The sequence below is a fragment of the Mesorhizobium sp. 113-3-3 genome (assembly GCF_016756495.1).
Classification (GTDB): domain Bacteria; phylum Pseudomonadota; class Alphaproteobacteria; order Rhizobiales; family Rhizobiaceae; genus Mesorhizobium.
On record NZ_AP023243.1, the window covers coordinates 1,430,586 to 1,453,831 of the forward strand.

General features: G+C 64.6%; 22 protein-coding genes. 11 read left to right on the forward strand and 11 right to left on the reverse strand.

Annotation, left to right across the window (positions count from 1 at the left end; translation table 11 throughout):
• The first annotated feature begins 46 nt into the window (after nucleotides 1–46).
• Together JG746_RS06850 and JG746_RS06855 are read left to right on the forward strand one after the other, a co-directional pair.
• On the forward strand, nucleotides 47–727 hold the full coding sequence (locus JG746_RS06850) for an amino acid ABC transporter permease (RefSeq protein WP_202357474.1): 681 nt from the start codon (nucleotides 47–49) through the stop codon (nucleotides 725–727).
• The gene (locus tag JG746_RS06855; protein WP_202357475.1) at nucleotides 724–1,497 is read left to right on the forward strand and encodes an amino acid ABC transporter ATP-binding protein; all 774 of its coding nucleotides are present in this window, start codon (nucleotides 724–726) and stop codon (nucleotides 1,495–1,497) included. Before JG746_RS06850 ends, JG746_RS06855 begins: the two co-directional genes overlap by 4 nt.
• Nucleotides 1,498–1,576: 79 nt before the next feature.
• On the opposite strand, the gene JG746_RS06860 is transcribed toward JG746_RS06855, so the two are convergent.
• From JG746_RS06860 to JG746_RS06880, 5 genes are all read right to left on the reverse strand, one after another.
• Complete coding sequence (locus JG746_RS06860) at nucleotides 1,577–2,158, reverse strand: CarD family transcriptional regulator (protein ID WP_010911999.1); 582 nt, start codon at nucleotides 2,156–2,158, stop codon at nucleotides 1,577–1,579.
• A gap of 369 nt (nucleotides 2,159–2,527) precedes the next feature.
• Complete coding sequence (gene fdxA / locus JG746_RS06865; protein ID WP_008873823.1) at nucleotides 2,528–2,866, reverse strand: ferredoxin FdxA; 339 nt, start codon at nucleotides 2,864–2,866, stop codon at nucleotides 2,528–2,530.
• Nucleotides 2,867–3,115: 249 nt separating this feature from the next.
• On the reverse strand, nucleotides 3,116–3,502 hold the full coding sequence (locus JG746_RS06870) for an RNA-binding S4 domain-containing protein (protein ID WP_202359277.1): 387 nt from the start codon (nucleotides 3,500–3,502) through the stop codon (nucleotides 3,116–3,118).
• A 78-nt stretch (nucleotides 3,503–3,580) separates the two neighbouring features.
• Nucleotides 3,581–7,054 carry a helicase-related protein gene (locus tag JG746_RS06875; RefSeq protein ID WP_202357476.1) on the reverse strand — a complete coding sequence of 1,158 codons (3,474 nt, stop codon included), beginning with the start codon at nucleotides 7,052–7,054 and terminating at the stop codon, nucleotides 3,581–3,583.
• 649 nt (nucleotides 7,055–7,703) lie between these two features.
• Nucleotides 7,704–8,276, reverse strand: coding sequence for a TetR/AcrR family transcriptional regulator (locus JG746_RS06880; protein ID WP_202357477.1), 573 nt, complete (start codon nucleotides 8,274–8,276; stop codon nucleotides 7,704–7,706).
• A gap of 83 nt (nucleotides 8,277–8,359) precedes the next feature.
• On the opposite strand from JG746_RS06880, the gene JG746_RS06885 reads away from it, so the two are divergent.
• Entirely contained in the window at nucleotides 8,360–9,610 is a 1,251-nt protein-coding gene (locus tag JG746_RS06885) for an FAD-dependent oxidoreductase (protein WP_202357478.1), read from the forward strand.
• Nucleotides 9,611–9,658: 48 nt separating this feature from the next.
• On the opposite strand, the gene phbB is transcribed toward JG746_RS06885, so the two are convergent.
• The 3 genes from phbB to JG746_RS06900 form a co-directional block, all read right to left on the reverse strand.
• Nucleotides 9,659–10,384 (reverse strand): acetoacetyl-CoA reductase, encoded by a 726-nt coding sequence (phbB, locus tag JG746_RS06890; protein ID WP_202357479.1) that lies wholly within the window; start codon nucleotides 10,382–10,384, stop codon nucleotides 9,659–9,661.
• 90 nt (nucleotides 10,385–10,474) lie between these two features.
• Nucleotides 10,475–11,659, reverse strand: coding sequence for an acetyl-CoA C-acetyltransferase (locus JG746_RS06895; protein ID WP_202357480.1), 1,185 nt, complete (start codon nucleotides 11,657–11,659; stop codon nucleotides 10,475–10,477).
• A 23-nt stretch (nucleotides 11,660–11,682) separates the two neighbouring features.
• Entirely contained in the window at nucleotides 11,683–11,841 is a 159-nt protein-coding gene (locus JG746_RS06900) for a hypothetical protein (RefSeq protein ID WP_202357481.1), read from the reverse strand.
• A gap of 120 nt (nucleotides 11,842–11,961) precedes the next feature.
• Here JG746_RS06900 and phaR point away from each other — a divergent pair, with 120 nt between their 5' ends.
• A complete protein-coding gene (gene phaR / locus JG746_RS06905) occupies nucleotides 11,962–12,573 on the forward strand; it encodes a polyhydroxyalkanoate synthesis repressor PhaR (RefSeq protein ID WP_095201387.1) in 612 nt (203 codons plus the stop codon).
• A gap of 28 nt (nucleotides 12,574–12,601) precedes the next feature.
• On the opposite strand, the gene JG746_RS06910 is transcribed toward phaR, so the two are convergent.
• Nucleotides 12,602–13,021, reverse strand: a complete 420-nt coding sequence (locus JG746_RS06910; protein ID WP_202357482.1) for a rhodanese-like domain-containing protein — start codon at nucleotides 13,019–13,021, stop codon at nucleotides 12,602–12,604.
• Between the two features lie 111 nt (nucleotides 13,022–13,132).
• Between JG746_RS06910 and ftrA the strand changes: the two genes are divergently transcribed.
• On the forward strand, nucleotides 13,133–14,116 hold the full coding sequence (ftrA, locus tag JG746_RS06915; RefSeq protein WP_202357483.1) for a transcriptional regulator FtrA: 984 nt from the start codon (nucleotides 13,133–13,135) through the stop codon (nucleotides 14,114–14,116).
• Between the two features lie 12 nt (nucleotides 14,117–14,128).
• On the opposite strand, the gene JG746_RS06920 is transcribed toward ftrA, so the two are convergent.
• Entirely contained in the window at nucleotides 14,129–15,268 is a 1,140-nt protein-coding gene (locus tag JG746_RS06920; RefSeq protein WP_202359278.1) for a citrate synthase, read from the reverse strand.
• Nucleotides 15,269–15,360: 92 nt separating this feature from the next.
• Here JG746_RS06920 and JG746_RS06925 point away from each other — a divergent pair, with 92 nt between their 5' ends.
• Together JG746_RS06925 and JG746_RS06930 are read left to right on the forward strand one after the other, a co-directional pair.
• Complete coding sequence (locus JG746_RS06925) at nucleotides 15,361–16,449, forward strand: citrate synthase/methylcitrate synthase (RefSeq protein WP_202357484.1); 1,089 nt, start codon at nucleotides 15,361–15,363, stop codon at nucleotides 16,447–16,449.
• Nucleotides 16,450–16,650: 201 nt separating this feature from the next.
• Nucleotides 16,651–17,781, forward strand: coding sequence for a patatin-like phospholipase family protein (locus JG746_RS06930; RefSeq protein ID WP_202357485.1), 1,131 nt, complete (start codon nucleotides 16,651–16,653; stop codon nucleotides 17,779–17,781).
• A gap of 24 nt (nucleotides 17,782–17,805) precedes the next feature.
• Here the strand turns inward: JG746_RS06930 and JG746_RS06935 are convergent, their stop codons facing one another.
• Nucleotides 17,806–18,405: a TetR/AcrR family transcriptional regulator gene (locus tag JG746_RS06935; protein ID WP_202357486.1), complete on the reverse strand. Its 600-nt coding sequence runs from the start codon at nucleotides 18,403–18,405 to the stop codon at nucleotides 17,806–17,808.
• A 124-nt stretch (nucleotides 18,406–18,529) separates the two neighbouring features.
• Here JG746_RS06935 and JG746_RS06940 point away from each other — a divergent pair, with 124 nt between their 5' ends.
• From JG746_RS06940 to JG746_RS06955, 4 genes are all read left to right on the forward strand, one after another.
• Nucleotides 18,530–18,991: a (2Fe-2S)-binding protein gene (locus JG746_RS06940; protein ID WP_202357487.1), complete on the forward strand. Its 462-nt coding sequence runs from the start codon at nucleotides 18,530–18,532 to the stop codon at nucleotides 18,989–18,991.
• Between the two features lie 2 nt (nucleotides 18,992–18,993).
• Nucleotides 18,994–21,267 carry a xanthine dehydrogenase family protein molybdopterin-binding subunit gene (locus JG746_RS06945; protein ID WP_202357488.1) on the forward strand — a complete coding sequence of 758 codons (2,274 nt, stop codon included), beginning with the start codon at nucleotides 18,994–18,996 and terminating at the stop codon, nucleotides 21,265–21,267.
• Nucleotides 21,264–21,869 carry a hypothetical protein gene (locus JG746_RS06950; RefSeq protein ID WP_202357489.1) on the forward strand — a complete coding sequence of 202 codons (606 nt, stop codon included), beginning with the start codon at nucleotides 21,264–21,266 and terminating at the stop codon, nucleotides 21,867–21,869. The genes JG746_RS06945 and JG746_RS06950 overlap by 4 nt, the downstream gene beginning before the upstream one ends.
• A gap of 160 nt (nucleotides 21,870–22,029) precedes the next feature.
• Nucleotides 22,030–23,205, forward strand: a complete 1,176-nt coding sequence (locus JG746_RS06955; RefSeq protein ID WP_202357490.1) for an efflux RND transporter periplasmic adaptor subunit — start codon at nucleotides 22,030–22,032, stop codon at nucleotides 23,203–23,205.
• Nucleotides 23,206–23,246: the final 41 nt, after the last annotated feature.

Genomic DNA, 23,246 nt, shown 5'->3' on the forward strand with positions numbered 1-23,246 from the left:
CATTCGCGCTTCGATGAAGCCATCTCGACCATTCTGGAGGTCTTTCGTGCCGCACTGGCTGCAACTGATGCTGGAGTCGCTGCCTTCGCTGCTGTGGGCCGCCCTGATCTTCACCGTGCCGTTGACTCTGTTGTCCTTCGTCCTTGGCCTGGCGGTTGGCCTCGGCGCGGCACTTGGCCGGCTGTTCGGGCCGAAGCCGCTGGTCATGCTCGTGCGCTTCTATGTCTGGATCTTCCGCGGCACGCCGCTTCTGGTGCAGCTGTTCCTGATCTTCTACGGCCTGCCGTCGGTCGGCATCCTGCTTGACGCTTTTACCGCTGCGCTGATCGGCTTCACGCTGAATATCGGCGCGTACACGTCGGAGATCATCCGCGCGGCCATCGGCTCGGTGCCGAAAGGCCAATGGGAAGCCGCCTATTCGATCGGCATGACCTGGAGCCAGGCGATGCGGCGCACCATCCTGCCGCAGGCCGGACGGGTCGCTGTGCCGCCGCTCTCCAACACCTTCATCTCGCTGGTCAAGGACACGTCGCTGGCCGCCGCCATCACCGTGCCGGAGATGTTCCAGGCGGCGCAGCGCATCGTCGCCACCACCTATGAGCCGCTGATCCTCTATGTCGAGGCGGCGATCCTTTATCTGGCGATGAGCTCGGTGCTATCGGCCTTGCAGACGCGGCTGGAGGGGCGGCTCAACCGTTATGGCGGCTTCCTGGAGGCGCGCGCATGATCGGCCTCACCGACATCGAAAAGCGCTTCGGCGACAATCTGGTGCTGAAGGGCGTGACCGTCGCCATCGCCGAAGGCAGCGTCACGGCCCTTGTCGGCCCGTCGGGCGGGGGAAAAAGCACGCTCCTGCGCTGCATCAACCTCCTGGAAATCCCGACCTCGGGCACGGTGCGCATCGGCGACGAGACGCTGGCGTTTCGCCCGGGCATCAAGGTGCCTGCCGCCGACATCAGGCGGCTGCGCCTGCAGACCGGCATGGTGTTCCAGAACTTCCAGCTGTTCCCGCATCGCACCGCCATCGAGAATGTCATGGAAGGGCTGGTGACAGTGCTGAAATGGCCGACGGAGAAGGCGCGCGAGCGGGCGCTCGCTTTGCTGGAAAAGGTCGGGATGGCGCACAAGGCCGATGCCTGGCCGGCGACGCTGTCGGGCGGCCAGCAGCAGCGCGTGGCGATCGCCCGGGCGCTCGCGCCGTCACCGAAAGTGCTGCTGTGCGACGAGCCGACTTCGGCGCTCGATCCGGAACTGGCGCAAGAGGTGGTCGACGTGCTTGGCAAGCTCGCCAGCGAAGGCACAACCATGGTGATAGCGACGCATGATCTGCGGCTTGCCTCCAAGATCGCTGAGAAAGCGGTATTCCTCGATGCCGGCGTCATTGTCGAGCAGGGGCCGTCCGCCGTGCTGTTTGGCAACCCCGAGCGCGAACGGACCAAGCGGTTCATCGCGACGCTGAAGCAGGAGGCGGAGAAGGAAGGCGGCGGTCCGGCGTAGGCTTGGCCCCTTGCCCCGTCCGAGAAACAAAAAACCCGGCGCGAGGCCGGGTTTTTCGTGAACTTAAGGGCTCAGGAGCTCAGGCAGCTTCTTCCTGCTCGGCTTCCTCATTGTCGGCCTTGGCGCCGCGCTTGGGGCCCTTGTTGAGGTTGACCTCGATCAGGCGCACGGCTTCGGTTTCCGACATACGGTTGACGGCCGCGATCTCGCGGGCCATGCGGTCGAGCGCCGCTTCATAGAGCTGGCGCTCGGAATAGGACTGCTCCGGCTGGTTGTCGGCGCGGTAGAGGTCGCGCACGACTTCCGAGATCGAGATCAGGTCGCCCGAATTGATCTTGGCATCATATTCCTGGGCGCGGCGCGACCACATGGTGCGCTTGACGCGGGCGCGGCCCTGCACGACCTTCAGCGCGCGCTCGACATAATCCTCTTCCGAAAGCTTGCGCATGCCGATCGAGGTCGCCTTGGCGACCGGCACCTTCAGGCGCATCTTGTCCTTCTGGAAGTCGATGACGAACAGTTCCAGCTTATGGCCGGCCACTTCCTGCTCGTCGATCGATACGATCTGGCCGACACCATGCGCCGGATAGACGATGTATTCGCCGGTCTTGAAACCGTGACGCGCACCAGTGGACTTCTTCTGCGGGGTGATCGTTGCCATTACGCCCTGAACTCCTTGTTGTGGGCCGGCGGCGGTGCCGGCTGAACTCGTGCGACCGGGGAAACCGATCGTTAGCCGCACAACAGATGAACCCACCGGAAAGGCCGGGACCGGCAAACCGCACGAACTGCGACCGCCTGACCCAGATCGCTCTGGTCCGGAATGGGATTTTCACCTTTCAGTGATTTGGGGCGTCTGCGCCATAAATCGACGTTGTGTCACCGGCATGTTTCGCTGATGTAACACAAAAAGTCGGAAGAATCAAGGTTTTGCTGCATAAGCGAAGGCCACAACCAATCGCCGCCTGTCAAGGCGGTTAATCCGACGTGCCTGTTACGCTGCGTCATACAAGCCTTTACGGCCGACTTGTCAATCGCCTTCGCCGGGCTCGGCTGAGAAGTATTTCTCGAACTTGCCGGCCTCGCCGTCGAAGGTCTTGGCGTCGGCCGGCGGTTCCTTCTTGGCGGTGATGTTGGGCCATTTCTCGGCATATTCGGTGTTGATCTGCAGCCATTTGTCGAGGCCCGGCTCGGTGTCGGGCTTGATCGCGTCGGCCGGGCATTCGGGCTCGCAGACGCCGCAGTCGATGCATTCGTCGGGATGGATGACGAGCATGTTCTCGCCTTCGTAGAAGCAGTCGACCGGACAGACCTCGATGCAGTCCATATATTTGCACTTGATGCAATTGTCGGTCACGACATAGGTCATCGGTCGGCTCCGGGAGGTCCCAGCTTAATGGGCCAGTTTTCTTGGGCTTTTTCCGTGAGGTAACGCCTTTGTCTCCCGCTTGCAAGGGTTGCGATTGCCCGGCTGCTTCGGCGTTTGTGGAATGGAATTCCAGGCGGTAGGCGCGGCGAGGCGGCTGATGCGCCGGAGAGCGTCCTGTTTGCCGGGTTCGGTCCTTTCCTGCGTCCGCCGTTGCGCCGGGATCGCGGTCCGCGATCTGGCCGGCAAGCCTCAATCTTCGCCAAGCAAGCGGTCGGTCTGGCGGCGCTCTCTCTTGGTCGGGCGGCCGCTGCCGGCCTCGCGCAGCGCCGGTATGGCGTCGGGAAGCGCCTCGCCCTTCGGCGTCGGTGGCGGCGACATGTCCTCGTAGAGGGTGCGGGCTTCCTCGGCCGGGCCGCGCCGGACCCCGGCGCCGAGAACCTTCCAGACGAAAATGCGACGGTCGAGCGTGATGGTCAGCACGTCGCCCGGCTTGACCAGGTCGGAGGCCTGCGCTGCTTTGTCGCGATTGATGCGCACGCGTCCGGCGACGACCAGCTTGGCGGCCAGCGAGCGCGATTTCACCGCGCGCGAGAAGAACAGCCATTTGTCGATGCGCTGGCGGCCTTCGGCAACCATCACCACGAGCTATCTCTCTGTTGGAGCATGACCTTGTTCCGAAAACCGGTTCCCACTTTTCGGGATCATGCTCCGAGCCTACTTCTTCAACTGGTCGCGCAAGGCGGCGAGCTTGGCGAAGGGCGAATCCGGATCGAAGCGCACCGGACGTTCCTCGCGCGGCTTCGGCTGGAATGCGGGCTTTGCGCCGCCTTTGCCGCGATCGGGACCACCCTTGCCCTCGGGCCGGCCACCCTTCCAGTCGGGCCGGCCTTCGCGGCGCTCGGGACGATCGCCCTGCGGGCGGCCGTCACGACGCTGTTCGCCTTCACCCTGCGGCTTGGGTTTGAACTTCGAACGGTCGAAGCGCGGCTTGCCGGCGCCATCGCGCCGCCCTTCCTGGGCGGGACGTTCTCCTGGTGCAGCCGTGGCCGGTGCGCCGGCGGCATCGGCCGATGCATTGTTTCGGCCGCGCGCTTGCCCGTTGCGCTGGCGGTTGTTGCGGCCCTCGTGATGACGCGGGCGCTGTTCGAAACGGCCCTGACGCCACAACAGGATCGGCTTGGGCGCCTCGGCCTCGGCGGCGGGCTCGCTCGTTTCACCCTCCCCCTCGTGGGGAGGGTCGGCGCGCAGCGCCGGGGAGGGGGCCGCGCTGGCTTCGGCAGTTACATCTGCACCGTCAGCGCCATCACCCCCACCCGCGTCGCTTCGCGCCGCGACCTCCCCCATCGAGGGGGAGGTAAGGGCGTCGGCGCTTTGGGCGACGATGACGTCAGCGCTGGCTTCCGCCTCTGGCTCGGCAGCAGGTTCAGCAGCCGCTTCGGCGACAGGCTCTGTTGTGGGCTCTTCCACGGCCTCGGCCGGAGTTTCCGGTTGCGCTTCCGCGACCGGCTCCGCCGCCACTTCCGCGATGGTCTCGGCCGGCGCTTCGATGGCGGTCTCGGCAACAGCCGGCTCCGAACCCTCGACCGCCGCCTCGGCGGCTGCATCCGTTGCCGCGGCTTCCGCAGCCTTGGCCTGCTCGGCGCGCGCGGCTTCTTCCGCCGCAAGCTTGGCCCCGGCGGCTTCACGCGCAGCGTTGTCCTGCGCCTCGAGCCGCGCCTTGACCTCCGCCGCCGGCTTCGGCTCGGCGCGATAGCCCAGGCCCTTGAGGATTTCTTCCATGTCGTCGGCGGTGGCGCCGAGGATCGACATCATCGGCGGCGTCACCATGAAGGACTGGCCGTCATAGGCGCCGTCCGGGCGCTGACCGAGGCCGGGCTTCCAGTTGGTCGCCGGGCGGATGAGGTCGGCCAGCCGCTCCAATATGTCGATGCGCACGGCGCGGCGGCCGAGATTGCGGTAGCCGGCAAGCTTGTAGAAGGCCTTGTCGAAGGCCGGATCGATGACCACCGAGGTGCGGCCCGACGCCAGCGCATGGACCACGTCGCCGAAGCCCGGCTTGTCCTTGCCGTCATTCTGTAGCGCCCACAGCAAGGTCACCAGGCCGGCGGGCGCCGGCTTGATCAGCGCGGGCACGAAGACGTGATAGGCGCCGAAGCGCACACCGAGCCGACGCAAGGCGGCACGGCCTTCCTGGTCGAGCGACTTCATCTCTTCGGCGATGTCGCGGCGGTTGATGAGGCCGAAATTCTCGACCAGCTGGAAGGCGATGCCACGGCCGATGCCGGAAATCTGGTCGGCGTTCTTCAAATCGACCAGCGGCTTCAGCAGCGACTCAATCTGGAAATTGACGAAGCGTTCGGCGCGCCCGGCGACCTTGTCGCGGGCCGGGCCGGTCAGCTGTTCGTCGGCCAGCAGCACAAGGCGCGGCTTCAGCGCGTCCTCGCCCGAAACCAGCGTGCCGATCGGCGCGCCGATCCAGCGCAACGTGCCGTCCGAGCCAAGCGCGAGGTCGCCATTGGCGCAGGCGCCAAAGCGCTCGGCGCGCGCCTCGAATTCGGCGGCCAGCGCCTTTTGCGCGGCCGTGCGCACGGCCTTGGCGTCTTCGCCGCCGGCGGTCTGGTCGGCGGTGAAGCGGAACCCTTGCAACTCGCCGACATGATGGCCTTCGACAAGGACGGTTCCGGTAGGACTGATTTCGGCTTCAGGCATGGTATTTTCTCTAAGGCGCCGCATGAGGACGGAAGTCCTGCGGTCTACGAAGCGTTTCGTCAACCGCTCATGCAGCGCATCCGACAATCTGTCTTCGATTTCGCGCGTCTTTTCTTGCCAGTGTGCCTGATCGGCCAGCCAGCCGGGCCGGTTCGACACGAATGTCCAGGTGCGGATCTGGGCAATGCGGTGCGACAGCGTGTCGATGTCGCCCTCGGTTGTGTCGGCGCGGCGCACCTGCTCGGCCATGTAGTTCTCGTCGACATGGCCGTGGCGGGCGAGGTCCATGTAGATCGAGGCGATGAGGTCGGCATGCTGGGCCGGCGCGATCTTCCTGTAGTCTGGCAGCGCGCAGGCTTCCCACAGCAGCGCCACGCGCTTGGCATCGGTGGCGAGCGCGCGGATGTCCTCGTCGCGGGAGAGATATTCGAGCGCCTGTGCGTCGACCGCCGGCAGCGCGCGCGTCAGGCCCTCGACCGGCGCGTTGGTCTCGATCGAGCGCTTCAGCGCATCGAGGCTGGCGAAGTCGAAACGCGCGGTGCGCCACTGCAGCACCTTCACCGGATCGAAGTCGTGGCTCTCGATCTTCTTGACGAGGTCGTCGTCGAGCGGGTCGACCTGGCCGGTAACGCCGAAGGTGCCGTCGCGCAGATGCCGGCCGGCGCGGCCGGCGATCTGGCCGAGTTCGGCCGCCGTCAGGTTGCGGTACTGGTAGCCGTCGAATTTGCGGTTCTGGGCGAAGGCGACATGGTCGAGATCGAGGTTGAGGCCCATGCCGATGGAGTCGGTGGCGACGAGATAGTCGACATCGCCCGACTGGAACAGCGCCACCTGGGCGTTGCGGGTGCGCGGCGAGAGCGCGCCGAGCACGACGGCGGCGCCGCCCTGCTGCCGACGGATCAGCTCGGCGATGGCGTAGACCTCATCGGCGGAGAAGGCGACGATCGCGGTGCGGCGCGGCAGGCGGGTCAGTTTCTTCGAGCCGGCATAGGCCAGATGCGACAGCCTAGGCCGCGTAACCACCGAGACGCCCTTCAGCAGGCGCTGCAGGATGCCGTGCATGGTGGCGGCACCCAGCAGCAGCGTTTCCTGGCGGCCGCGCAGGTGCAGGATACGGTCGGTGAAGATGTGGCCGCGCTCGAGGTCGCCGGCGAGCTGCACCTCGTCGATGGCGACGAAGGCGGCGTCGGTCTCGCGCGGCATGGCTTCGACCGTGCAGACCGAATATTTGGCGCCCGGCGGCTGGATCTTCTCCTCGCCGGTGATCAGCGCGACCTTGTGGGCGCCGACCTTTTCGCAGACGCGCGTATAGACCTCCCGGGCCAGCAGCCTGAGCGGCAGGCCGATGACGCCGGTCTCGTGCGCCACCATGCGCTCGATGGCGAGATGGGTCTTGCCGGTGTTGGTCGGCCCAAGCACGGCGGTCACGTCGCGTCCCGACAGGATCAGCGGCTCAGTGTGTTTCGGCTGGATGTTCATCGGCTCGGAAATAAGGCTTTCTGGCCTCTCATTGTCGGGAGCGCGCCTCAACAGGCGCGTATGACAGGCGACACATAGGGATTTCGGGCGCGAAGCGAAAGCGGAATGTTCCACCGGTGGCTCGAACAGCAACTCTGTCTGGCGCTAATTTGGCTGCTGCTTAACTGATGGAACGAGTCTGGAACGAATCAGCGACGAATCGGCGACTCGCTCAGATTCAGCTTTTGTTCACGGCTACATATGGATTTTGTGACCCTGAGTCTCACCACATGCTGAATCGCCGAACTGGCCCGTTTTATGCTGGGTGACCTTCGCCCTTAACTTTTGCCGGCAAATGAAAGGAGCGGATCGGTGACCATCGCTCAAGATTATGAAATTGTTAATCTTTCTAAATTTCCCGTTAAGATGCTGCAGGCGATTCCGGGCCATTAACGTTAACTTCCGCTCAAAGCCGGAACGAATCGGCGACAAATCAGCGCCGGCGCTATTTTCCCGTTTTGTTCCCTCAATATCTTGTGTTGTGAACAGCTTATCCACCGAGCATTCACAGGCTTGCCCACAGGGTTCGCACAGACGGCGCCGCCGCCATTAATCTTTCTGTCTCGCTTAGGCACAATCGACACGTACCGAGTGGATTGTTCGATGCGCGTCATGATCCCATGGCGTAGTGTTGCAGCACTGGCCCGACATTTCGGATGATCTCTTCATGGGATAGCGCGACCACCGGCCCAAGCCGCAGCAGATATCGGCACATGGCGAGACCCAGCAACTGGCTGGCAACCAACCCGGCGCGCCGGCCGGCATCCGCCGGGTCGCCTATTGAAGCAATCATGGGCCTCACCTGGTTGGCGAAGACATCACGGACTTTTTCGGCCGCGTGCTCGTTCGATGCTGCCGAGCGAAGCAGGATTATCATGCCGGGCCCGTTGGCCGGGCCTTCCCAATTCACGAGAAAGCGCCTGATCAGCGTTTCGCCGATAGCGGCCGGATCAATCCGCTGATCGGGCAGTTGCAGGTTCACGACCGCCGCCCTGGCGAACAATTCGTCCTTGCTGTGGAAATAACGGATCACCATCGCCGGATCGATCGAGGCCTGTGCTGCAACGTCTCGGATGGAGGCGCCGTCATAGCCTCGCTCAGCGAAAAGCTGGCGCGCGGCTTCGAGGATTTGAGCCCGTGTACGGTCTGACTTGGTGATTTTTTTCGGCTGGTTCTCGGTCATGGAGATGCATATGCCAACGACTGTTGACAAATGCAACGTGATTCACTAAAAAGTCAACGACCGTTGATAAATGGAGATGGAAAATGCTGCCCAAGAAAACTGAAGTCGTGATCATCGGTGCCGGTCCGACCGGCATGGCGCTGTCGATTGCTCTGCATCAAGCCAATGTCGATCACGTGCTCATCGAAAAGCTTGCGCACGGCCTGCAGACGTCGCGCGCCGGTGTCATCCATGCACAGACGCTGGAATCGCTCGAACCGCTCGGCGTTACCCAGCGGCTGAGTGAGCTTTCCGTGAAGTTGGAAGATTTCGCCATACGCGACCGAAACAGAGCGCTTCTCAAGCTCGATTTCGGCAAGCTCCCATCAAGGCATCCCTATTTGATGATGCTGCCGCAGAACCTGACAGAGCAGGTGTTCGCCGAGCGGATCTCTGCCCTTGGCGGCACCATTCATCGTGAGGTCGAGGCTGTGGCTGTCACTCAAGACAGCGATGGCGCGCGTGTGACAGTGGTCGAAAACGGCCAAGAGAAAATCATATTGGCGCGCTACGTCGTCGGTGCCGACGGCATGCAGAGCTTGGTGCGCAAGTCGACAGGCATCGAATTCGACGGCGAGGCCTATGATGGCTCGTTTGTACTGGCAGACGTTCGCCTGGACTGGCCGGTGGGGCCGACAGAAGTATCGCTGTTCTTTGCCCCAGCCGGACTGGTGGTGGTGGCGCCGCTTCCGGACGGATCATATCGTGTCGTCGCGACAATGGATGAGGCGCCGGAAAAGCCCGATGTCGCCGACATCCAGGCGTTGCTCGACAGCCGCGGACCGACCAGAAAGAGAGCCAGGGTGCTTGGCATCAGCTGGAGTTCGCGATTCCGCGTTCATCATCGCCTGGTCCGGGCCTATCGCAAGGACCGGCTGCTTCTGATGGGCGATGCCGCCCATGTCCACAGTCCGGCGGGCGGGCAAGGCATGAACACAGGCATCATCGATGCGGTCGTGCTTGGCCGGTTGCTTGGCGATGTGGTGAACGGCGTTCGTTCCGAGACGGAACTCGACCTTTATGAAACGCTGCGCCGCCCGGCCGCGCAGGAGGTCCTCAACCTCGCGGGCAGGATGACCGACATGGCACTTGCTCGCAATCCGGTGAAGCGGTTCCTGCGCAACCTCGTGCTTTCGATGGTGAACCTCAGCCCGCTCATGAAGCGTCGCATCGCGCTGAAACTGTCAGGGCTTAGCCGTGCGCCGCTCGCGCAAGTTCCCGCGCCTTCAGGCAAGCCAGGGTCAGTGGGGGCCGCCAAGTCTGAAGCCGGCCCCCAACTGAAACTCGCCGCCTGACAATCGCATTGTCAGGCGGCGAGGCGGTTGCCGAGCGTGGCGTCGCCGTCAGACGAAGTACTGGCCGCCATTGGCCGTGATGGTCGAGCCGGTGATGAAGCCGGCATCCTGCGAGGCCAGGAAGACGACGCAGCGCGCGATCTCTTCCGGCTCGCCGAGGCGGCCGACCGGGATCTGCGGCAGGATGCGCTCGTTGAGGACCTTCTCGTCGATGGCCTTGACCATTTCGGTGGCGATGTAGCCGGGGCAGATGACGTTGACGGTGATGCCCGCGCGGGCACCCTCTTGGGCGAGCGCCTTCGAGAAGCCGATGTCGCCGGCCTTGGCGGCGGAATAGTTGACCTGGCCGGCCTGGCCCTTCTGGCCATTGATCGAGGAGATGGTGATGACGCGGCCGAACTTGCGCTCGCGCATGCCGTTCCACAGCGGATGCGTCATGTTGAAGACACCCGACAGGTTGGTGTCGATGACCTCTTTCCACTGGTCGCGGGTGATCTTGTGGAACATGGCATCGCGGGTGATGCCGGCGTTGTTGACCAGCACCGACACCGGGCCGAGGTCGGCCTCGACCTGTTTGATGCCGGCGGCGCAAGCGTCATAGTCGGCGACCGACCATTTGTAGACCGGAATGCCGGTCTCGGCCTTGAACTTCGCCGCCGCCTCGTCATTGCCGGCATAGTTGGCGGCAACCGAATAACCGGCGGTCTTCAAAGCGATCGAGATCGCCGCGCCGATGCCGCGCGATCCGCCCGTGACGATTGCTACCTTGGTCATGCATTTCCCCTTTTTGATATCGCCCTGTTTTCGGGCTTGGCAGGCATTGGATATGGCGCGGGCGGCTCGCGCCGCCCGGTCATCGTCTTTTCAGAGCGCCTCCACGCAGAGCGCGACGCCCATGCCGCCGCCGATGCACAGCGTGGCGAGGCCCTTCTTGGCGCCGCGGCGGCGCATCTCAAAAACCAGCGTGTTGAAGACGCGGGCGCCCGAGGCGCCGATCGGATGGCCGATGGCGATGGCGCCGCCATTGACGTTGACGATCGAGGGATCCCAGCCCATGCCTTTGTTGACGGCGCAGGCCTGCGCGGCGAAGGCCTCGTTGGCCTCGACCAGGTCGAGATCGCCGACCGACCAACCGGCCTTTTCCAGCGCCCGCTTCGAGGCGGGGATGGGTCCGGTGCCCATGATCGCCGGATCGACGCCGGCGGTCGCCCAGGACGCGATGCGCGCCAGAGGGGTGATGCCGCGCCTTGCGGCTTCCGCTTCGCTCATCAGCAGCGCGCCGGCCGCACCGTCATTGATGCCGGAGGCGTTGGCGGCGGTCACTGTGCCTTCCTTGTCGAAGGCCGGCTTCAGCTTGGTCATGGCGTCCAGCGTCGCGCCATGGCGGATGTATTCGTCCTGGTCGACAATGGTGTCGCCCTTCTTGCCCTTGATGGTGAAGGCCACGATCTCGTCCTTGAACTTGCCGGCCTTCTGCGCGGCCTCGGCCTTGTTCTGCGAGGCCAGCGCGAACTGGTCCTGATCGTCGCGGGTGATCTGGAACTGGCGCGCGACGTTCTCGGCGGTGTTGCCCATGTGATAGCCGTTGAAGGCGTCCCACAGGCCGTCCTTGATCATGGTGTCGATCATCTTGTAGTCGCCCATCTTCACGCCGGCGCGCAGGTGCTGCGCGTGCGGCGACAGCGACATCGATTCCTGGCCGCCGGCGATGATCACCTTGGCGTCGCCGGTGGCGATCTGCTGCATGCCGAGCGCGATGGCGCGCAGGCCCGAGCCGCAAACCTGGTTGAGGCCCCAGGCGGTGGTTTCCTTGGGCAGACCGGCAATGATCGAGGCCTGGCGGGCCGGGTTCTGGCCCTGGGCGGCGGTCAGCACCTGGCCGAGGATGACCTCGTCGACCTCGGTTGCCTCGACACCCGCGCGCGCCAGGAGTTCCCTGATGACGACAGCACCGAGTTCATGCGCCGGCGTGGCCGCGAAGGCACCGTTGAAGGAGCCGACGGCCGTGCGTGCGGCACTGGCGACAACGATGGAATTGGCAGAGGACATTTTCTTCTCCAGACTTCGAGCTGTCATGTTTTTGGGCATTGTTGACGACTTTTCTTGCCCTTTCCATGACCCAAGTCAAACCGGAAATCGGCATGGCGCCCATGCGCGCCAAGCAGGTCGCGCGTCGCCATGCCGCCGGGCTGGCCGCTGCTGCGCAGCATATTTTGCCTGCTATGCAGCATTATATGATCCCGCACTGCACAAACTGCTTGGAATTATGAGGCTTTTGCGCATATCCTCAAAAAGGGCGCAATCGTTACCGGCTGCTTACTCAGGCGCGCCGGTGTCCGGGGAGGATGCAGATGGCCGCAAAAGACGACCCGATCATTATCAAGAAATACGCCAACCGCCGCCTCTATAATACGGGGACGAGCACCTATGTGACGCTCGAGGATCTGGCCGAGATGGTCAAGAAGGGCGAGGAGTTCACCGTCCAGGACGCCAAGACAGGCGACGACATCACCCATCCGGTGCTGACCCAGATCATTTTCGAACTGGAGAACAAGGATGGGCAGAACATGCTGCCGATCCCGTTCCTGCGCCAGTTGATCGCCTTCTACGGCGACCAGATGCAGATGATCGTGCCGAGCTTCCTCGAACAGTCGATGATCGCTTTCTCCAAGGAGCAAGAGCGCTTTCGCGAGCAGATGAAGGGCGCCATCGGCAAGTCGCCGCTGGACGTCATGAAGATCGCGACGCCGATCAAGGCGCTGGAAGAGCAGACGCGCCGCAATATGGAAATGTTCCAGAACGCGATGCGATTGTTCACGCCGTTTCCGCCCGCTGGCTCGGCGCCGGCCGCGGCCCCCGCCGAACCGGCCAGGAAGGACGCGCCGCCGGAGAAGTCCGACGATCTGCAGCAGCTGAAGGACCAGATCGCGGCCATGCAGCGCAAGCTCGATACGATGTCGTGAGCCGGTAAGGCACGGCTGCGCGTCCGGATCACGCCCGCAGGGCACCAGGCTCCTTGCCCGAGGCGAAGGGAAGTTCTTCGTCCTGCCAGCCTGAAATGCCGCCGATCATGATCTTGACCGGCAGGCCGAGGCTGGCCAGCTTGAAGGCCGCGCGGTCCGCGCCGTTGCAATGCGGACCGGCGCAATAGACCACGAACAGCGTGCCTGCCGGCCACTTTGCCATCCGCTCGGCCGATATCTCGCGGTGCGGCAGATGCAGCGCGCCCGGCACATGGCGGCGCTCATAGGCATCAGGCGAACCGACCACATGCAGAAGCACGAAGTCCGGCTCGCCGCCGCGCAGGGCCGCCGCGACGTCGGAACAGTCCGTCTCGACGGAAAGCCGGTGCAGGAAATGGTCGCGGGCAATCTCCGGCGCTGCCGCTGGAATGTCTGTCACATAGCTCATTGAGGGGGCTCCATCTCTGATGGAGCTGGTCTCCATCACCTGATGGAGACTGAGGTAGCGCACCGGACCGGGCGATTGCAGCTGGCAGCTTTGCCATATATCGTCAAGATCATGCCAAACGTCCCTCCTGCCAATCCACTCGTCGTCGCCATTGCCTATGACGGGCTGTGCACGTTCGAGTTCGGCGTGGCGGCGGAGATGTTCGCCTTGCCTAGGCCGGAGATGGGTGTGGATTGGTACCGTTTTGCCGTCGCCGGCATCGATGCCGGTGAGATGCGCGCGATGGGCGGCGTGCGCATTGTTGCCGATGGCGGACTCGATCTGATCGGCGAGGCCGGCACGGTGATCGTGCCTGGATGGCGTGGTGTGGATTGTCCGGTGCCGCCCTCGCTGATCGAGGCGCTTCGGGCGGCCAGCGAGCGGAGCGCGCGCATCCTGTCCATCTGCTCGGGTGTGTTCGTGATTGCCGCTGCCGGCCTGCTGTCAGGCAAGAAGGCAACCACGCATTGGCGCTACAGCGACAGGCTGAGGGCGATGTATCCCGACATCACCGTGGTTCCGGACGTTTTGTACATTGATGAGGGGAATGTGCTGACATCGGCCGGCAGCGCGGCTGGCATCGATCTGTGCCTGCATCTGGTGCGGCGCGATTTCGGCACCAAGGCGGCCAACATGGTGGCGCGCCGCTTGGTCGTGCCGCCGCACCGCGACGGCGGCCAGGCGCAGTATGTCGAGAGTTCCGTTCCCGAGCCGCACGAACGCAGCCGGCTCGGACCGTTGATCGACAGAATGCGCGGGAATATTGCCGATGACTATTCCGTCGCAACCCTGGCCGCCCTGGCCGGGATGAGCGAGCGGACATTTCTGCGCCGGTTCGCCGCCGCAACTGGTGTCACGCCGGCGCGCTGGCTGCTTTCGGAACGGCTTTCACGGGCGCGTACTTTGCTGGAGGACACCGCCTTGCCGATCGAGCGGATTGCCGAAACCGCCGGCTTTGGAGCAGCGGCGACGTTGCGGCATCACTTCCGTCAACAATTCGCCACGACGCCCGCCGCGTACCGGGCGCGGTTCGGGACCAGTGCCAACTCCGCCTGACTTCACATACCGTCAAGGCAATAGCCCCTCGTAGCGGCCGCGCGGCCGGATGATGCTGCCGCTGACGATCTGCTCGACCATATGGGCTGCCCAGCCAACACTGCGCCCGAGCGCGAACAGCTGGAACGGCGCATCGCGCGGCAAGCCAAGACCACGCGTCAGCGCAGCCAGGGCGAAGTCGATGTTTGGGCGCGCGCCGGTCATGGACATGGCGGCCTTTTCCAGCTGCTGTAGTGTCTCGTCGACCGGGATGGCCGCCAAAAGTGCGGTGGCACGGGGATCTCCCTCGGGATAGAGCGGATGGCCGAATGCCGGCAATGGCCGATCGTGGCCGAGCCAGCGCCGGATTGCTGCATCGGCGCCGTATCTTGCGGCATCCTCGGCGAGCTGCATGACCGCTTCGCCGGCGCCGCCGTGACGCGGGCCGGATAGCGTTGCCAGGCCCGCCAGCAGGCAAGCGGCGGGCGCGGCTCCGGTCGAGGCGGCAACGCGGGCAGCGAAGGTCGATGCGTTGAGTTCATGGTCGGCAAGCAGGACAAGCGCGCACCGTATCGCCTCCGCCCCGGCATCATCCACCGACCAGCCCTGCGCCAGACTCCGATGGACAGGCCCTTTACCGGCTGCGGCGCCCAGCGACTGGGCCAGCGCCCCAATTGTTTGCGCGGCCTCGGCGCACAGCGAGGTGGCGCTGCGTCCAAGCGAAGGCCGTCCCTGGCTGGCAAGCAAGGCAAGCTGCGCAAAGGCCGAGGCGCGGCCGATCGGATGAGGTGCCTGCGACGACGGCGCCTTAAAAACCATCGGTTCAGCCAGGTTCCACAGCACGGCGGCGGTTTCCTCCAGGGTCGCCGATTTGGCGAGCGCAACGGCGTCCTGTCCCCGGTAGATGAGGCGACCGTGCCAAACGGTCGAGACCGAGGTGGCGATCGACGGCTCGCCCCAGGCAATCGCACTTTCGGCGATGGCCGAGGGGCTGCGTCCGCGTGCCCGGCGGGTGGCCAGTGCCGCGATGTCGTCGGCGCGGTACTGGCTGCGGCGCGGGTCGGTCTCATCCGGCCGCATGCCGATGCGGCCGCGGCTGACATAGGCGTAGAGCGTTTGCGGGCGGACCCTGAGCCTTTCCAGCGCCTCTTGCCGCGACAGCCATTCCGACATTTCGAGCCTTGTATTGATTATATTGATCAAGATTGATGACAGCGTTGTCCAGCCTTATCTCCGATCCGGAAAAGCTTCAAGGAGACAAGGCTATGGCGAATGGGCTCGATGATGTGGTGGCGGCCGAAACCGTGCTGTCCGACGTGGATGGTCTGGGCGGCCGCCTGACGATCCGTGGTCATTCGCTGGCGGAACTGGCCGGACGAAGGAGTTTTCCGCAGGTCGTGCGGCTGTTGCTCGACGGCTTCTTCGAGGATCTGCCTGGCGATATCGAACTGGCGGCGCAACTGGGTGAGGCGCGTGTCGAGGTGTTCGGGCGGACCCAGCCTTTGCTGTCGCTGCTGGCGCCACTCGAAATCTACAGCGCCATGCGCGCCGGCATGGCCTTGCTGCCAGATGGCGAAACACTGGCCGACGCGCTGCGGCTGATCGCGGCGCCCGCCGTGCTGACGCCTGCCTTGCTGCGCCTGCAGCGCGGCGAGCAGCCGGTCGCGCCGGACGGCAAGGCAGACCATGCCGCCGACATGTTGCGCATGCTGCGGGGGGCCGTTCCGTCGCCGGCATTGGCAAAAGCGCTCGACACCTATCTGGTGACCGTCTGCGACCACGGCCTCAACGCCTCGACCTTCGCCACGCGCGTCGTTGCTTCGACATTGGCCGGCCTGACCTCGTCGGTGCTGGCCGGGCTCGGCGCGCTCAAGGGGCCGTTGCACGGCGGCGCGCCCGGCCCGGTGATCGAGATGCTTGACGCGATCGACGCGCATGGCGATGCGGCCGGCTGGCTGCGCAACGAGATCGCGCATGGCAGGCGGATCATGGGGTTCGGCCATCGCATCTACCGCGTGCGCGATCCGCGCGCCGACGTGCTGAAAGCCGTCGTGCGGCAGTTCGGCGGCGAGGGCGAGACCGGCCGCCGGCTGGCTTTCGCCGAGGGCGTCGAAAAGACGGCGCTCGAGGTGCTGCGGGTCGCCAAGCCGCAGCGCTCGCTGCAGACCAATGTCGAATTCTACACGGCACTGGTGCTGGAAGCAGCGGGTTTCCCGCCACAAGCCTTCAGCAATGTCTTCGCCGCCGGCCGCGTTGCCGGCTGGATCGCGCATGCGCGCGAGCAGCAGACGACCGGTCGGCTGATCCGGCCGCAATCGCGCTATGTCGGCCCGGTGCCGGATTTGGTTGCCTAGGCATCCTGACCCCAGGACACGGTCTCTCCGCTTCAAGCGGAGAGGCTTTCCCTCATGACCGAAATTTCATGTGATCACGCGACCGTGTTCGTGTTCTTGCCTTGGTCCGTCCTTATATGCTGCACTGCAACATAGGCCGCCAATAGCTGCTTCCTTCCGTGACGTTGGGGCAGGTTGGCGCATCAGGACAACAGGAACGCCATGACGAAGAACGGCAAGGCGGAGGAAAACAAGAAGATCAACATCGCGCTTCAGGGCGGCGGCTCGCATGGCGCCTTTTCCTGGGGCGTGCTCGACCGGCTGCTGGAGGATGGCAGGCTGGAGATTTCAGCGGTTTCCGGCACCAGCGCCGGCGCCATGAACGCCGTGGCGCTGGCCGATGGATTTGTGCGCGGCGGGGTCGAAGGCGCGCGGCAAAAACTCGACGATTTCTGGCGCGCGGTGGCGGCGAAGGGCCGGTTCAGCCCGGTGCAGCGCATGCCGTGGGACGTTGCCTGGGGCAATTGGTCGATCGAGAACACGCCTGGCTACGTCTTCTTCGACACCATGTCGCGGGTGTTCTCGCCCTATGTCGCCAACCCGCTCGGCCTCAATCCGCTGCGCGACGTGGTGGCGCAGGAGATCGACTTCAGCAATGTGCGCGCCTGCAAATCCATGGAGCTGTTCATCTCCGCGACCAATGTCGAGACCGGACAGTTGCGGGTGTTTTCCGATGGCGAGATCGACCTCGACACGGTGATGGCCTCGGCCTGCCTGCCGCAGCTGTTCCGCGCCGTCGAGATCAAGGGCGTGCCCTATTGGGATGGCGGCTATGGCGGCAACCCGGCGCTTTATCCGTTCTTCAAGACGGCGGCGACCGAGGACGTGCTCCTGGTGCAGATCAATCCGGTGGTGCGCGAGGGGACGCCCAGGAGCGCCAACGAGATCCAGAACCGCATCGACGAAATCACCTTCAATGCCGGGCTGCTGCGCGAATTCCGCTCGATCGCCTTCGTCAAGGAACTGATCGCCGCCGGCCGGCTGCCGCATGGCGAGTACCGCGACATCCGCATGCATCGCATAGATGCCGACGAGGCGTTCAAGGACCTGTCGGCGTCGTCGAAGGTCAATGCCGAATGGGCCTTCCTGAGCTATCTCAGAGACCTCGGCCGCACTGCCGCCAGCGACTGGCTGGAAGAAAACTACGATGCCGTCGGCAAGCGGCCGACGCTCGATCTCTCCGGCGAACTCGATGACGGCTTCAAGCCGGTGCGCGGTCCCGCGCCCGGCCGGCGGGTCAAGGAATTCCTCGCGGTGCGCAAGAACCCTGAAGCGGAGCGCCGCCGGGCCTGACCGGAAACCCGGCACGTCTAGGCTTCATCCGGCTTTCAGCGCCAGGTCGATCACCTTGATCAGGGCGGCGGCCGCCTGCCGCTGTCCCTCGGGATCGCTGATCCGCGTCTTCATGCCTTCCAGTCCATCGAGCAGCATGTCGGCAAGCAGTTGCGTCGACAGGCCCCTGGCCGCCAGATCGACGCCGTTCCTGGCCGCCTCGCCATGGATGGCGGCGGCGATATGTTCGACAAGAGCGCCGCGCCAGCACCCGACCAGATCGCCGAGGCTTGATTTCATGTCCAGCAATTCGGCGCCATGAGGCGAGGCAAGGACGGCGCTCATCATCGCGATGAAAGCCTCGTCGATGGCTCCCATCATGCGCTCGGTGAAAGCACCATCGCCGGCCAGAGCCATTTTTGCCGCCGCGACCGAGCGCGACAGCACCATCATGGCGATGGCGCGGAAAATGTCGGTCTTGTTCTTGAACTGCAGATAGAGCGCCGGACGCGACATGTCGGCGGCGCGCGCGATGTCGTCCATGGTGGTGCGGGAGAAGCCATAGGCCAAGAACACCTTCATCGCGCCGTCCAGAATACGGACGCGTCTGGGGTCGATGGCGGCGATGTCTTCGTTCTGATTCATGGAGCGACATTATCCTGCAAAATCTCAATTGACAAAATGACGGAATTTGTCAATATGTTTGAAGGTGAAGCGACCCAAGGGGAACTTCGCCTTCGGGCTGTGGACGACAACAAAGGGTATCCCCATGCGCCTCACCGTCGACGGGCAGTCATTCGACATCGACGCCGATCCGGACATGCCGCTGCTGTGGGCGCTGCGCGACCTCATCGGCAAGACCGGACCGAAATTCGGCTGCGGCATTGCCGCATGCGGCGCCTGCACCGTGCATGTCGATGGTCAGCCGGTGCGCTCCTGCTCGCTACCCGTCGGCCAGGTCAGCGGCGCTGTCACCACCATCGAAGGCATCGGCACGGCGGGCAGGCTGCATCCTGTGCAGCGGGCATGGCTGGAAGAACAGGTCGCGCAATGCGGCTACTGCCAGGCCGGCCAGATCATGAGCGCGGTGGCGCTGCTCGACGAGGTCGCCGACCCGAGCGACGCCGATATCGACAACGCCATGGGCGGCAATCTCTGCCGCTGCGGGACCTATCCGAAGATCCGCTCGGCCATCAGGAAGGCCGCGGCGCTCAAGACGGCGGGGCTCTGATCATGGCCAGTGTCGGAAAGATCGCCCGCCGCACGTTCCTGATCGGCGCGGCCGCTGTCGCGGGCGGCGTTGCCGTCGGTTACTACTATTATCGCAAGCCGTTTCCGAATCCGCTCGAGACCGATCTCGGCAAGGGCGAGGCGACCTTCAACCCCTATGTGAAGATCGGCGCCGACAACACCATCACCATCGTCGCGCCGCGCGCCGAGATGGGGCAAGGCATCTCGACGACGCTCGCCGTTATGGTAGCCGAAGAACTCGATGTCGGTCTCGACCAGGTCAAGGTCGAGCACGGCCCGGCCTCCTACGCCTATTACAACGCGGCGATCCTCGAAGAGGGCGGTCCGTTCGCCTTTTTCGACGAGAGCATGACCGCGCAGGCGGTGCGCTCAGGTCTCGGTGTGATCGGCAAGTTCCTCGCTCTCCAGGCAACCGGCGGCTCGGCTTCGGCGCGCGACGGTTTCGACAAAATGCGCCAGGCGGGCGCCACCGCCCGGCAGTTGCTGATCGCGGCGGCGGCGCAGAAACTCGGCGTTGCCGCCACCGATCTGGAAACGGCCAATGGCTCGATTGTCCACAAGGCGTCCGGCAAGTCGCTGACCTATGGCGCGGTTGCGGCTGCTGCCGCCGTCCTGGCGGCCCCGGCCGAAGTCAGGCTCAAGGACAGAGCCGACTGGAAACTGCTGGGAAAGCCGCAGAAACGCATCGACATGCTGGCCAAGGTCACCGGGGCGCCGATCTTCGGCATCGATGTCAGGCTGCCGGATATGCTCTACGGCACGGTGAAGATGAGCCCGCGCTTCTGGGCCAAGCCAGTCAGGGCGGATCTCGCCAAAGCCGAGAAAATGCCCGGCGTGATCAAGATCGTGCCGCTCGAGACGAATTACGGCCACGGCTTCGGCATCATCGCGCAAAATACCTGGGCGGCTTTCAAGGCGGCCGACGCCATCGATGTCCAATGGGCGGATCCCGAATATCCGCTCGGCAGCGCCGCCATATCAGACGTGCTGAAGCAGGCGCTCGCCACCAAGGGCTCGGCGATGCGCGACAATGGCGACGTCGACACCGCCTTTGCCGACGCGCCGCGCGAACGCATGGTCGAGGCGGACTATGCCGTGCCCTATCTGGCGTATGCGACGATGGAGCCGATGAACGCCACGGCGCGGTTCCGCGATGGCGCGCTCGACATCTGGTGCGGCAACCAGGCGCCGACGCTGGTGCGGCAGCTTTGCGCCAACGCCGTCGGCATCGGGCAGGACAAGGTCACCGTGCACACCACCTTCATGGGCGGCGGTTTCGGCCGCCGCGTCGAGGTGGACTACGCGTTGCACGCCGTGCTGATGGCGAAGGAGACAGGCGGGCGTCCGGTCAAGGTGACCTGGACGCGCGAGGAAGACATGCGCCACGATGCCTACCGGCCGGCCGCGGTCGGCAAGTTCCAGGCGCGGCTCGGCGACGACGGCATGCCGGTCGCCGTCGACATGAGGATCGCCTCGCCATCCATGATAGCCAGCACCTTGCGCCGGCTGTTCCCGTCGATACCGCCGATGGGACCCGACAAAAGCATCGTCGACGGCGCCTATGACCAGCCCTACACCATCCCGAACTATCGGGTGAGCGGTGTCGCCGCCCCTGTTTCGATTCCCGTTGGCTCCTGGCGCTCGGTCGGCAGTTCGATCAACGGCTTCTTCCACGAAGGCTTCATGGACGAGATTGCCGTCGCCGGGAAAGTCGATCCTATCGAGATGCGCAAGAGATTGATGGCTGCCTATCCCTCGGCGGTGAAGGTGGTCGAGAAGGTCGCCGCGATGGCGAAATGGGGCGAGGCGCTGCCCGCCGGCAAGGCCAAGGGCATGGCTTTCACGCTGTCCTTCGGCAGCTGGGTCGGCGAGATCGTCCAGGTGGCGGACACGCCGGCCGGCATCCGCGTCGAGAAGGTGTGGATCGCCGCCGATGTCGGCACCGCACTCGATCCGGGCATCATCGAGGCACAGCTGATTTCCGCCGCCATCTATGGCCTGTCGGCGGCAATGGGACAGCAGATCACCTTCGCCGACGGCATGGTCGAACAGTCGAACTTCCACGATTTCGACGCCATGCGGATCTTCCAGTGCCCGGTCTTCGAAGTCGCCATCCTGGAGAATTTCCACAAGATGGGCGGCGTCGGCGAGGTTGGCACGCCGCCGGCGGCACCGGCGCTGGCCAATGCCATCTTCGCGCTTACCGGCAAGCGTATCCGCACGCTGCCGCTGTCGACAACGGTGGCCTTCGCATGAGGAAGCTTCTCATCATGCTGACGCCTGCTGCCATCATGTTTTCGGTGGCGCCCTCTGCAACCGCGGAGCAGAGCCAGACATCGCCGAGCCCGACGGTCGACATGGCCAGGGGCCTGTCCGAATGGGACAAGATCTACGCGGTGTTCTCGCATCCGCGCTGCGCCGATTGTCATGTCGCGGACGACCGGCCGCGCTGGTCGGGTGCGCATTATGGCGGTACGCGTGTGCATGCCTTCAACGTCCAGCGCGGCACCGACGGATCAGGCTTCGGCAATCCGGGCCTGCGCTGCACGACTTGCCATTTCTCCAGCAATTCCAATGCATTGCATGGACCGCCCGGCGCCAAGGGCTGGCATCTGGCGCCGGCGGAGATGACCTGGTTCGGTAAATCCTCGGCCGAAATCTGCGCCCAGATCAAGGATCCGGCGCGCAATGGCAACCGCAAACTGGCTGATGTCGCGCTGCATGTCCGCGACGATAAACTTGTCGCCTGGGGCTGGGCGCCGGGCTCGGATCGTGAGCCGGCTCCGGGCTCGGCCGAAGCGACTTATCAAGCGATCGAAAACTGGATGGCGGCGGGTTCACCTTGTCCGATGCCGTAATGGTCTTGCAACTTTGAGGCTATATTGCAGTGCAACTTTGATGTAGAAGCACGCTCGCCTATCACGGCAAATTGAACACGGTCAGGCGCGCACCCATATCGGCGACGCGCCCGCGTCATGAAGGCGCGGAGCTGACCGAACCCGCAGTGGAAAAATGACGATGCCTAAAATCAGGTTTCACAAGCTTGCAGCCATTGTTGTGCTCATTGGGTTCGCGGCGTGGATGGCGACAGGCGAGTTCTCGTCGGTCGGCAGCGTAGCGGCCAACAAGGCCAAGGCGGCCGAAGTCGAGCAGGGCAAGGCGCCGGACGCAAGCAAGCCGAAGGCGGCGGAAGCCGAACCGAAGGCGCCGTTGCGCACCGTTGCCGTGGTGACGCCACCGCGCAAGACCTATGCGCGCGCCATCCGCATTTCCGGCCTGACCGAGGCGGACAAGCGCGCGGTTCTGGCAACCCGTGTCGCCGGCGTCATCGACAAGCTGCCGGTCAAGCAAGGCGATCACGTCAAGACCGGCGACCTGGTGCTGATGCTGGCGGCGGAAGAAAAGATCTCGGGTGTCGACAATGCCAAGCAGTTGCTGGTGCAGCGCAAGGCCGAGCTCGATGCCGCCGAGCGGCTTGCCAAGACCGGCAATCTGCCCAAGCTGCAGCTCGACACCGCCCGCTCCAACCTGACCCAGGCGCAATCCCAGCTGGATACCGCGCAGGCCGAACTCGACCGCAACGAAGTCAAGGCGCCGTTCGATGGCGTCATCGACCGGGTGCCGGTGGAGCTTGGCAGTTCCATCATGCAGGGCGGCGAGGTGGCGACCATCCTCAAGCTCGATCCGGTGATCGCCCGCGGCGAGATCAGCGAGCGCGACCTCGGCTATCTCAAGATCGGCGACAAGGCCAGCGTGCGGCTGGTCAGCGGCCAGACCGTCGAGGGCACCGTGCGCTATATCAGCCGCGACGCGTCGTCGGCGACCCGCACCTTTCGCGTCGAGGTCGCCATCCCCAATGCGGATGGCTCGGTGCCGGCCGGCATGACGGCGGAGATCCGGCTCAGCGCGCTCCCGACCGACGCGGTCCTGCTGCCGCGTTCGGTGGTGACGCTGGGCGACAAGGGCGACCTCGGCATCCGCGCCGTCGGCAAGGACAACAGAGTGGCGTTCTTCCCGATCGACCTCGTCGACGACACCCCGACCGGCCTTGTGCTTGGCGGCATCCCGGCCGATGCGCGCATCATCGTCGCCGGCCAGGAACTGGTGAAGGAAGGCGATGAGGTCAAGCCGGTCGAGGCCGACCAGGCGACCATCAACAAGCTGATCGGCGAAGCCACCGCCGGGACGCAGTAGCGCAGCGACGCCGGCGCCGGGCTCTGCCCGGCGACGTCAGT